At 64.2% G+C, this 10,803-nt stretch carries 11 protein-coding genes; all 11 read right to left on the reverse strand.

Features of this window, described 5'->3' with window-relative positions:
* Positions 1–2: 2 nt before the first annotated feature.
* Complete coding sequence (locus NH448_RS12230; protein ID WP_253028802.1) at positions 3–1,148, reverse strand: RNA-directed DNA polymerase; 1,146 nt, start codon at positions 1,146–1,148, stop codon at positions 3–5.
* A gap of 318 nt (positions 1,149–1,466) precedes the next feature.
* Complete coding sequence (gene avd / locus NH448_RS12235) at positions 1,467–1,913, reverse strand: diversity-generating retroelement protein Avd (RefSeq protein ID WP_253028803.1); 447 nt, start codon at positions 1,911–1,913, stop codon at positions 1,467–1,469.
* Positions 1,914–2,157: 244 nt separating this feature from the next.
* On the reverse strand, positions 2,158–2,604 hold the full coding sequence (gene avd, locus NH448_RS12240; RefSeq protein ID WP_253028803.1) for a diversity-generating retroelement protein Avd: 447 nt from the start codon (positions 2,602–2,604) through the stop codon (positions 2,158–2,160).
* 85 nt (positions 2,605–2,689) lie between these two features.
* Positions 2,690–3,742 carry a hypothetical protein gene (locus NH448_RS12245; protein WP_253028804.1) on the reverse strand — a complete coding sequence of 351 codons (1,053 nt, stop codon included), beginning with the start codon at positions 3,740–3,742 and terminating at the stop codon, positions 2,690–2,692.
* A gap of 15 nt (positions 3,743–3,757) precedes the next feature.
* The gene (locus NH448_RS12250; RefSeq protein ID WP_253028805.1) at positions 3,758–4,090 is read right to left on the reverse strand and encodes a hypothetical protein; all 333 of its coding nucleotides are present in this window, start codon (positions 4,088–4,090) and stop codon (positions 3,758–3,760) included.
* A gap of 35 nt (positions 4,091–4,125) precedes the next feature.
* Positions 4,126–5,046, reverse strand: a complete 921-nt coding sequence (locus tag NH448_RS12255) for a hypothetical protein (protein WP_253028806.1) — start codon at positions 5,044–5,046, stop codon at positions 4,126–4,128.
* Positions 5,047–5,057: 11 nt separating this feature from the next.
* Complete coding sequence (locus NH448_RS12260) at positions 5,058–5,438, reverse strand: phage tail protein (RefSeq protein WP_253028807.1); 381 nt, start codon at positions 5,436–5,438, stop codon at positions 5,058–5,060.
* Position 5,439: 1 nt separating this feature from the next.
* Positions 5,440–7,086 (reverse strand): hypothetical protein, encoded by a 1,647-nt coding sequence (locus tag NH448_RS12265; RefSeq protein ID WP_253028809.1) that lies wholly within the window; start codon positions 7,084–7,086, stop codon positions 5,440–5,442.
* On the reverse strand, positions 7,083–8,579 hold the full coding sequence (locus NH448_RS12270) for a hypothetical protein (protein ID WP_253028810.1): 1,497 nt from the start codon (positions 8,577–8,579) through the stop codon (positions 7,083–7,085). Before NH448_RS12270 ends, NH448_RS12265 begins: the two co-directional genes overlap by 4 nt.
* Positions 8,579–8,881 carry a hypothetical protein gene (locus NH448_RS12275; RefSeq protein WP_253028811.1) on the reverse strand — a complete coding sequence of 101 codons (303 nt, stop codon included), beginning with the start codon at positions 8,879–8,881 and terminating at the stop codon, positions 8,579–8,581. The genes NH448_RS12270 and NH448_RS12275 overlap by 1 nt, the downstream gene beginning before the upstream one ends.
* A gap of 50 nt (positions 8,882–8,931) precedes the next feature.
* On the reverse strand, positions 8,932–10,803 hold a 1,872-nt coding region (locus NH448_RS12280), incomplete at its 5' end, for a glycoside hydrolase family 19 protein (protein ID WP_290442746.1).

Genomic DNA, 10,803 nt, shown 5'->3' on the forward strand with positions numbered 1-10,803 from the left:
TCCTACATCGCCTGGATGGCGCCGGGATCCGGAAAGCCGACCGCCTGAGGCTCGAGGTCGCTGAAGTCCTCGGCTGCCGGTTCCGGCGGGCGATGCACTTCGTCGCGCATGAAGGGGAAGCGCGCCAGAACATGACGGCGAAGCCCCAGGCTGTCGGCGTGCTCGGCATGGGCGATCCAGCTGTGCACGGTGGGCCTGATGTCTTCGAGGTCGATGTCGCCCATAGCGTAGGCCTTCTGCATCTGTCGCATCCTGCGCACGATGCGGCGGATCGAGCTCTTGCGAAGTCGGCGGTGCGTCGGCCATATCCGGTAGCCGAGGAAGTCGAGCGCTCGACCATTGTGAAGCGCAACGGGAAAGACTTGGGTCTTCTGGTTGGTCTTCAAGCCAAGTTGCGACCACAGGAAGTTCTCGATTATTTCACGAACGATATGCAAATAATGCTTGTCATGGTGGATGATGCAGAAGTCGTCCATATAACGCGCATAATGTTTTTCGCGAAGCGTGTGCTTCACATAAAGGTCAAGCTCGCCCAGGTAGATATTGGCGAAAAGCTGAGAAGTCAGGTTGCCCAACGGAATGCCGACGGGATTGATATTATCCGGATCAGCGCTAGAGCCTATAATTTCGTCGATTAAATCGAGAGTGCGCTGACAGGCAACGCGCTTACGAATAATCGACTTCAATATGCTGTGATTGATGTTCTGGAAATACTTCGATATATCAGCCTTCAGCACATAGGCTTTCCCGTGTTCGCGCTGCACCTTGCGAAGCATGTCCTGCACCTTGTCGGCACCCCGATGGGTGCCACGATCCCTGATGCAAGCATAGGTATCGGAGATCATTCGCGGCCCGAAGCATGGCTCGATAGCATCCACCAGGGAGTGATGTAGCACGCGATCACGAAACGGTAGCGCTGCACCGGTGCGGTAGACCGGCTCATACAGCGTGAAATGCCGATACTGCCCTGTCTTCCAGGTTCCCCAGATAAGGTGATTCTGGATGTCGATGAGGTTGCTTTCGAGATTGTAATGGAATCGCTTCACGGCCGGCCTGCTGCGCTTGCCTTGCCTGGCGCGCTCGTAGGCGGCCAGCAGGTTCTCGAAGTCGTAGATGGCGGGATAGAGGTTCTTGAACGTCTTTGCCACGTTGCCGTCCATGGATGGCGTGAATGGGCGGCGAGGCCAAACGGTCGACCGTCTCGGCTACTGGAATGGCTCGCCTGTTGAGTTTTTCGGCGGATGCCGAGGATTGCGCGTCCTTTTGAGAGGGGCGCTGTCGGCAGGCCCTTGAGCCTGACGCTTCTGGCTGGCCTCAAAAGCGGGACGGGCACCGTTGTTCGAGTTCGCGTTCGTGCGGGTGTTGTTCAGATTCAGAGCGAAGACGCCGGCGTTCTCGCCGTTGTTCCAGTTGCCGCCGCGACGCGGTACACCTAAGGCAACGCACAACCCTATGCGCGGCCTATATTAGCAAGCTACGGATTGGCCAGAGCGGCCGTTTTCCCGCTTCCGTCGACGACCGTCGCCGCCGGCATTTTCCTGAAGGCTCTTGTACCAGCCGCCAATCATCCGGCCGATCTCATCGTTCATCTTGGCCCAATTGGTGTATTTCTTCTTGTCGATATATCGGGAGGTATAGGCCACTCTTACCTGACTTCTCAGGAAGTCGATTTCAATAATCAGGTCTTCTAGCGTGGTTTTCTTGTAGAAACGACGAGCGCATCGATATACCAGGTGGAGAAGCCGCGTCATGGTGTCGCGAATATCGGCGCCTAGTGAATGCTGCTGATGCTTCGGAAAGTGGCGGATGAACTCATAGGCTTGGCTCATCATCTCTTCGCACTTATTAACAAGATCGAGAGAGCTTCTTTCCTTCGGAGGCTGAGTGGCAGGCCCCATTCCTTGCGGTGACATCTGTCCAGAAATCCTATTCTTCCCAAAAAAGACAAGGGGTGCGCTATCGCGCACCCCAGAAATAACAACAACGCAGAGTCAAATATCAAACGGCAAAAGCGGGACGGGCACCGCTGCCCGAGTGCGCGTCCGTGCGGGCGTAGACCAGATACAGAGCGAAGACGCCGGCGTACTCGCCGAAGATCCAGTTGCCGCCGCGACGCGGTACACCTAAGGCAACGCACAACCCTATGCGCGGCCTATATTAGCAAGCTACGGATTGGCCAGAGCGGCCGTTTTCCCGCTTCCGTCGACGACCGTCGCCGCCGGCATTTTCCTGAAGGCTCTTGTACCAGCCGCCAATCATCCGGCCGATCTCATCGTTCATCTTGGCCCAATTGGTGTATTTCTTCTTGTCGATATATCGGGAGGTATAGGCCACTCTTACCTGACTTCTCAGGAAGTCGATTTCAATAATCAGGTCTTCTAGCGTGGTTTTCTTGTAGAAACGACGAGCGCATCGATATACCAGGTGGAGAAGCCGCGTCATGGTGTCGCGAATATCGGCGCCTAGTGAATGCTGCTGATGCTTCGGAAAGTGGCGGATGAACTCATAGGCTTGGCTCATCATCTCTTCGCACTTATTAACAAGATCGAGAGAGCTTCTTTCCTTCGGAGGCTGAGTGGCAGGCCCCATTCCTTGCGGTGACATCTGTCCAGAAATCCTATTCTTCCCAAAAAAGACAAGGGGTGCGCTATCGCGCACCCCAGAAATAACAACAACGCAGAGTCAAATATCAAACGGCAAAAGCGGGACGGGCACCGTTGTCCGAGTACGCGCTCGTGCGGGTGCCGTACAGACGCAGAGCGAAGACGCCGGCGTTCTCGCCGAGGACCCAGTAGCCGCCGCGACGCGGTACACGCTCACCCTCGAGGTTGTACCAGATATGGTCGCCACCCAGGTCGTTGCCCACCGGGTAGAGGCCGTAGAGCTTCAGCACTTCGATGGCGGCCGCCGACACCGGGTTGGTACCAGGGTTGGTCATGCCCTCGAAGTCGGAACCGCTGGAAACCACCAGGGTGTAGTCGGCGGTACCGCTGTCCGCGACCTTCACGGCATTGGCGGACCCGGTGGCCACCAGGTCGCCGGTTTCGCCGTCGATGGCCCGCCACAGCGAGGAGGCGGCAGACAGGTCGATGTCGCTCAGCGCGGCATCATTGTCAGCGACCACCTGGATCTCGCCGTCCATCAGGCGCATGCCCGGGCACCATTCCCACACGTTGCCGCACAGGTCGGCGATGCCCCACGGCGTGTTGTCATGGCGCCAGGAAGCCGGGCCGGAGCCGGTCAGTGTGCGGGCCGTGCCGCTCGACACGCCCGGCGCCTCGCCGTCCTGTCGGGTAGCGGTCTCGAACTTCTGCGCATGGTTGCGGCCGTAGTCGGTATTGCCGCGCGGCAGGAAGCCGTTCGCCCAGCACCAGTGGCCGAGCCCGGTCCAGTCGGTGTTGGTCACCAGCCCCCAGCCCGGGCCGTTGGCACGCGCAAGGCCCAGGAACTCGTCGATGTTGCGGCTGGCTGCCGGATCGACGCCCGGGATGGAAATCAGCTCGCCGTCGCGCACGGTGCCGGGAAATACACCGATGTAGCGGTGGTTCTTCTCCACGCCATCCATGATGAACATGGGGTGCGTACCGGCGCCCAGGCCGGGGTCGATGTCCTCGCGATTGAAGCGCGGCACCTTATACATGTAGGACGCCTGGCCCTTCTCGGTGTAGAGGACGGTGACCCGCCCCCCGGTGGCAGCCTCCACGGAGGCGCGCAGGTCATTGCGATCGAGGGTGTTAGCCATGTTGTGGGCTCCTGGTTACTGGTTGGTGGCAGGCCACAGGGTGATGACGACCGCATCGGGATCGAGCGGGTCGGCAACCTGGATGGTCCCGGGCTCCTCGCCTTCGGCCCCGGACTCGGCGGCCTGCTCCTCGTGATAGGTTCGGGCCGGGATCTCGATGTGAGCCAGGTAGGCGCCGGTACCGCCCTCCTCGGCTACGCCGTTGTTGCGACGGACCTCGACGACGGTGGACGAATCGGCCTGGCGGGCGGCGCAGTCCACGGCCACGCCACCGACGGTGACGGTCGTGCCGGAAACCGAGAACTCGGCGACCGGCTGCTGGGGCTGTTTCAGCTTGATCTGCGGCATGTCTGCCTCCTATGCAGCAATGGGCGGGGTGAGGATCAGTTGTTGAGCTTGCTGACCCGCCAGCGCACGACGACATCGTCGGCGCCAGTGGCCAGGCGTAAGGTGAAGCCGTTGGTGGCTCGGCTGGTGATCTCCACCTGCTCGGAGCGGCACGGCTCGCCCACCGCGGACACCAGGTCGATGTCGATGCGGTAGTCGGACTCGCGCAGGTCCTTGATGGCGATAGTCTCGGTCCGCGGGCTCTGGAGATTGGCCGGAAACTCGGGCTCCATGCGGCGCACGTTGGTCAGCGTCACGTAGTCGAGGTTGGGGTCCGTCTCATCGGTGCTGTCGGCCGGGATGGTGATGGTGTAGATGTGGATGCCGTGCTCCGGCACCTCCTCGCCGATGGCCGTCACCGACACCCGCATGCGCTGGGTGGCTTCATGGAAGTAGAGATAGGCGTACACGGTGACGCTGCTGGTACCGGTGTTGGACGGCACGCTAGCGGCGTTCTCCTTCTCGGGGGCGGCATAGATGCGCCCGTTCATGAAGGCGATGCCATTCTCCAGGTTGAGGTTGCGCGCAGCCGTGGTGGAGCGGGAGACGGAGCACCCGGAGACCACGCCGCGGTTGCTGATCGTGACCTCCCCTTCTTGCTGCGCCTGCTCCTTCAAGGCCTGAACGGAGCGGTTGGCCACGGCGGCCTGGTCCAGACCGAACATGACGGCCGCCGACAGGTCGTCCTGATAGTCCGGCGACAGGCTTTGCAGCTGAGCGGACATGTCGTCCAGCCGCTCGCCGACGCTGCCCTTGTTGCCCTTGGCGGCGTCGAGCTCGCTGCGCATCTGGGCGCGGCCCTGCTCCAGGAAGGAGAAATTCTGGTCGATCTCCTCGTAACGCAGGTTCCAGAGCGCCGGGACGGCGTCCGGCTCGTTATTGGGGATCTTGGTGATCGTGCTATTCGGTAGCGCCATGACGGCCCCCTCTAGAATCGAAGTTTCACGCTGGTTTCATAGCGCTCGTCGGACTCTTTCACCTTCGGCGCAAAGTTCTTGACGCCCACCAGGTCGCCATCCTCGTTGAGCAAGGCGGCCTCGGAGATGGCGTAGCCAACCAGCTCGTCGTATTCGAGGACCCCGCGCCCCGTCACAGAGAAGTCGTCTTCCTGAACCACGGCCGTCAGCGCCTTGCGCATCAGCTCGTTGTTGAGCCCCGTCTGCTCGGGATCGGGCGCCTTGGCGGTCAAGTCGCCGTTGTGCCCGCCGTCACCGAACGCCATGAAGGCGATCTTCTTGACGGGGGCGCCACCCGCCATGGTCGACGCCAGGCGGCGCCGGTAGCCGTTTACGGTTATCGCCTCAGCCATATCACTGTCCTGTTCGCTTCACGATGGCGAGTGAGAACTCGGGGGCCGCCATGGCGCCCAGCTTCCAGCCGTTGAGCGGCATGCGCCGCGGCTCGGGTGCGCTGGGGGCCGTACTGGTGCCATCGAGCTCGTTGAGGCCAAGTCTGAAGGAGCCCAAAGCGTTCGCTTGCGTCATTTTCCGGGCTCGCAGGCGCGTACCGCCGTCCAGCCTGAACTCGCCGAACCGGCTGACAGCCCCCAGAGACCAGGCGCCATCGAGGCGGCGGTTCCAGCGCGCCAGGCGCTTAGGCTGGGGGTTAGGCGGTAGCCTGGCCGGGGAGGCGCTGGCAATTCCGCCCAGCTCTGCCGACAGCTCATGTTCGGCGACAATGCCCGGCCGGCGGCCCAGCCTCCAGCCGTTGAGCTTCTGTCCAGCCCATGCGGCCTTCAGCTTGGCGCCCTCGCGGAGCCTCCAGCGACCATCCAGCCGCCGGGCGCTGCCCAGATGGCGAGGCGTGAACGGGTAGTCGATGCGAATCTCGTCATGAAAGGTGGTTAGCAGCTGCTGGGGCTGCGTGACCGCGACCTGCTTGTCCAGGTCGCCCCACCCGAAGGCCTCGGACTGAGGGCGAGAGAGCGCCCAGGTGCCGTCCAGGCGGCGCCCTGGTTCGCCAAGCGCCGGTTCCCGGTAGGCTGTGGCAGTCGCATACGACGCAGACTCGAGCACGCCACGCGCGCGGCAAGCGTGAAGGCGCCAGTGGCTGGTACCGCCCCGGCGCTCGCCGAGACGAAAGGTGCCGAACGGCTGCGGCAGCGTAACCAGCTCGCCATCGGTTCCCAGCTTCCAGCGAGCGTCCGGCCGGTCCGAGATGACGCGCCCACACCACGGGTAGCGCAGCGCGCTGTCCTTTTGCATCAGGAAGCGTCGACTCAGCCGACTTTCCACGGAGAGCACGAAGCGCAGCCAGAACTTGAACGTTGGCACCAGGCGGGCGGGGATGACGGCCCGAATCACCTCGAGGAGGCCGCTGGTGGCCGGCCGATTGCTACCGGCCAGGGCGTGGGCACTCGCCGCGATGGCCTCCAGGCCCAGCAGGATCTCCACGCGGGACGTCAGGAATAGCTGGCTCTCATCGGGCTTGTACTCGGGCTCCGGCTCCCCGTCGCGGACAAGGAGTTCGCCCAGCCCCCACGCCCCATCCAGCTTGAGTCCCGGCTGGCCCAGGAAGTTGAAGAAGAATGGATCCCGGGGCTCGTTGACGATGAAGGCATCGCCGTAGGGGAAGCGCTTGTCGTGCCACAGCTGCTTGACCTCGGAGGCGCCGGGGAACAGCAGTTGCAGATAGGTGCGCAGGAAGTGCAAGCCGCGCTTCTGCACGTCGCCCGACTTCCAGGCCCGGTAGAGGTAGCGGGTGGCGGCCTCCTCGCGCTCACCCTTGAGCAGCACCAGGCCGTCATGGTTCACCGTGCGACGAACCAGCTCGAAGCTGCCCAGGTGCGGCGTGCCCAGCACACTGGCGTCGAACGTGTCATGGGCGACACTTCCGAACAGCTCGCCGAACAGGTTCTTCAGCTCCTCCTCGATCTGCCCGTTGGCGAAGCTCTCGCGCAGCGGCGCTATGTCGGGCAACTGAGCCCCGGGGAAGTCGAAGTCGTCGCTGGTGTTCAAAACCCTGATCCCCAGAATGGCACGTTGACGTTGCCGGCGGTGACGCCGACCTCAAGGCTCTCCGGGGAGACGTAGCGCCACAACTCCGGGCGCGAATCGTCGCCCTCATCAATGGTCACGCGAAGGTCGGCGCGGCCCACGCTCAGCGCCGGCACTTGCTGCCTCAGCAGCTGATAGACCTGCTGGTAGAGCGGCGTCGTATTGCCGCGGCGAGACTGGTCGGCCTGCTCGCCGAACTCATCAAGCATGACCTGGCGGATCTGCTCTCTCACCACGCCCTCGTCATAGCTGGTGGCCACCGTGGCAGCAATGGTGACCGGCAGAGGGGCGCGCACAGGCGTATAGAAGCGGACCCGGTAGCTGTCATCGGCAGCGTGGATCTTGTCTCGAATCGCGCGCTGCGTGGCAGTGAGGTCAGCATCGCCCAGCTCGTCAGGCGAAGTGCTCTGCCCTGGCGCCTGGCTCAGCACCGACTCGCTTCCGGTGGAAGACAGGCAGGCGACGAACAGGGCGTTGATGTTGTCGACGCTCATGCCGCGATGCCGCTCCTCCTCCCCCTCATTCCACACCGAAAGGAACTGCAGTGATGGGAAGTGGCGACGCACCAGGAAGTCGAACTCGCCCAGAAAAACCGCGTTGTGGTTGTAGACGCTGGGATACTTGGCCAGCTCGCGCAGCGTGCGCATGGAAGGCGGGTTCTCGCCGCTGGAAAGCACCTCTTGCAAGGTCATCTCCAGCTGGGCCTCGGCAGGATCCTGCATGGTCTCGAAGGCCATCGGCGAGCCTGGCGAGAAGTCTTCAATCCGGCCGAGGGAGTAGAAGGTAGTCAGCGTCAGCGCCAGGCCCTCGTCGGGCTGCACGCCAACCACGCCTTCCTGGCCGAAGCGCACATAGACGCGCTGCTGCTCATCCGCCTCGACGTGATAGATGCGCTCGCCGGCCAGCGTGTTGGTGTAGCGCTCGCGGTGGGAGTAGGCGCCTTCCACGTCAGTCACATGCAGGCCGCATAGCCAGGAATCATCATCGGCCATCTCAAGCTCGATGGCGTAGAAGGCTCGGCTCTCCTGCACGGTGTGCGTAGCAGCCTTCTCGTGGAGCTGCACGGCCTCGAACGTCACGGTATCGCCGGGAGCGGCATCGACGGGCGTCTCGACGCGGAACGGTCGGCCGCTGGCGTCCACCATGGAGCGGCCAGGGCTCGCCGCGAAGGCGGCCCCGCTGGCATTGTGCAGCCGCACGCTCACGCGCGCGGGCTGAGACTTGGGCACCAGGCCGCGCATCGACGCATCGGCCAGCACGGTGGCGTCCCGCGTCTTCTCGAACGGCTCGGCCTGAGCGGTCTCCAGCTGTCCGGAATACATGGCCAGCATGGTGGCCATGGCATCCAGGTGCTGAAGGATGCGCGGGTCTCGCGCGCGGTACAGGGCGCCGACTGCCGGATAGCGGGCGACGCTATCCTCAATGGCCTGCTGGAAGTCCTCGCGGGTCAGCATTATCGGGGGGCCTCGAAGTCGTTGAGGTCGTAGGAGCGACCGGCGACGTCGAGTGTCAGGCGAAGCTGGTCCACGCCTTCCGGGGTTCCATACAGCGACACCGCGCTATTGGGAAGCACCTCGAGCACACTGACGTCGCGCTTGAGCTTGCGCACGAAGCGATCGGCCTGCCCCTCGGACTGGGCACGCTGAAGCAAGCTGTTGGCATCGGCGCCATAGCCGGAGCCCAGATACCCATTGATGGGCGTCTCCAGCCAGTGACGCACCATCGCCTGAATGTCATCGCCGGTGATCGTAGTCATGGCGCCATGCTATGCCGGCGCCGGCCCCGACGCCGGGCGCCTTTTCCGGGTCACGACAGACCGCTGTAGGCGCCGGTCACGATGTGAGCGATGCGACGGTCTGGCACGTCACGAGATACGTCCTGCGGCCCTTGCCCCTTCCCGCCTGAATCACCTCGGCCGGATGGCGAGCTCATCGGTGCACTGACGGTTGGCGCCTCCGCAACGGCTGGTGCTCTCGGGGCGTTCACGGCGGCAGGTGCCTGAGCGGAAGCGCCGACTGGCGGCTGGGAGGGCGATAGCCCCAGGGTCGCCAGATGAGCCGTGGAGACGCTCGGAGGTGCGGCCGGCGAAGGCGCGCTCTCCGCAGCCTCTCGGCTCACGACATCGCTGATGGATGGCGCCTCGGCGCGCCTCTCGCCGGCTGACGCGGCGCCTGCGTCAAACTCCCCCGCCCGGGCGGCCGCCAGATACTCCCGTGTCGTCGCCTCGCGGTCGGCCAGGCCATTGTCTCCACCGTTGATCAGGCGCGTGACCTCGCGGGTGTCGCCGCGCTGGGCCGCCTCGGACAGGCCGTCACGGCTCTGCCAGTACCAGGTGGCCACCTTGGCGGCGACCTCTGGGTCGGCCGCCATGTCAGGGTTATTCACCAGGTCGATGCCCAGCGCCTCGCTGGCCGCCTCATAGTTGTCGCGGCCGGTCAGCTGCGTGTAGCCCCGGCCTCGAAAACGATAGCCGTCACCGGCTTCGGTGTTGCCCATGCGGCCGCCGTACATGAGCTCGGCGACAGCCTCGGGGCCCTGTGCCATGGCCGCTTCCACCGCCTCTCGCCCCTGGCTGCGAGCCGTGGCGCTGACCTCCATGATCCGGTCGGCAGAGCGGTAGTTGAAACTCTCCTCCATGGTGCGGAAGCCGCCCGACTCGTGGTGCATCTGCCCCATGAAGGCCGCCTGCTCGTTGGGGTCGGTGATGCCGGCCTCGGCCATGGCTTGAGTCAGCGCCGGCTCGGCGGCGGCCTCGTTGCGCGCATTACGCACCGCGCCCACCACTGACGAGATGCCGGTCTTTTCCCCTACCCATCCGGCGCCGGAGGATAGGCGCTGCCCCAGCCATCCGGCGGCAGCCTCGAAGCGGTCGGCTGCCGCCTCGGCTCGATCAGCGGTCCACGATGCCGCGGCCTCGGCCCGATCGGACGCCCACTCGGCGGCGCCACCTGCACGCTCGGAAACCCACTCGGAGGTCTCAACAGCTTGGCTGGACACCCACTCCCCGGTCTCTCGAGCGGTCTCAGCAACATCGACGCCCGTCTTCTCGGCAATCCAGGCGTTGGCGCCTTCCGCCATGTCGGTCAGCGCACCCCAGCCCTCGGAAGCCAGGTTGACGGCGCTGTCCCACACGCCCTTCATCTCGTCGGTGACCGCCGTCCATCGCTCGGCAATGCTGTTCGACAGCGACTCCCAGCGCGCCGACAAGCTATCGGTGGCGGACTCCCACAGGCTGCCGAATGTGGCGGTTGCTGCATCCCAGCGCGCGGACACCCCGTCGCTGGTCTGTTCCCACAGGCTCGACATGAAGGTGGTGGCATACTCCCATCGGGACGTCAGCCCAGCCACCAGGTCCGAGTTGCGAAGGTCGGTGACCCATCCACCCACCTCCTCGCCCACGACCTCGCCAGCACTGCCGCCGAAGAAGCCGCCTGCCGCGGCGCCAATAATGCCGCCAATAGCCGTGCCGATCCCCGGGACGATAGAGCCGACGGCGGCGCCGGCCGCCGCTCCACCGGCCATGCCGCCGATACCGCCCAGGCCGCCGCCGATGGCGCGCCCGGTCATGACATCCTTTTCTGCCCGCGAGGCATCGCTTCCTTCGCTGGCAGCGACATCGCTCGCCATGAACCCCAGGCCCAGCAAGGCGCCAATGCCAGGGATTCGGCGAGCACCGCC

The organism is Halomonas sp. OfavH-34-E, from assembly GCF_024124525.1.
GTDB classification, from domain to species: domain Bacteria; phylum Pseudomonadota; class Gammaproteobacteria; order Pseudomonadales; family Halomonadaceae; genus Halomonas; species Halomonas litopenaei.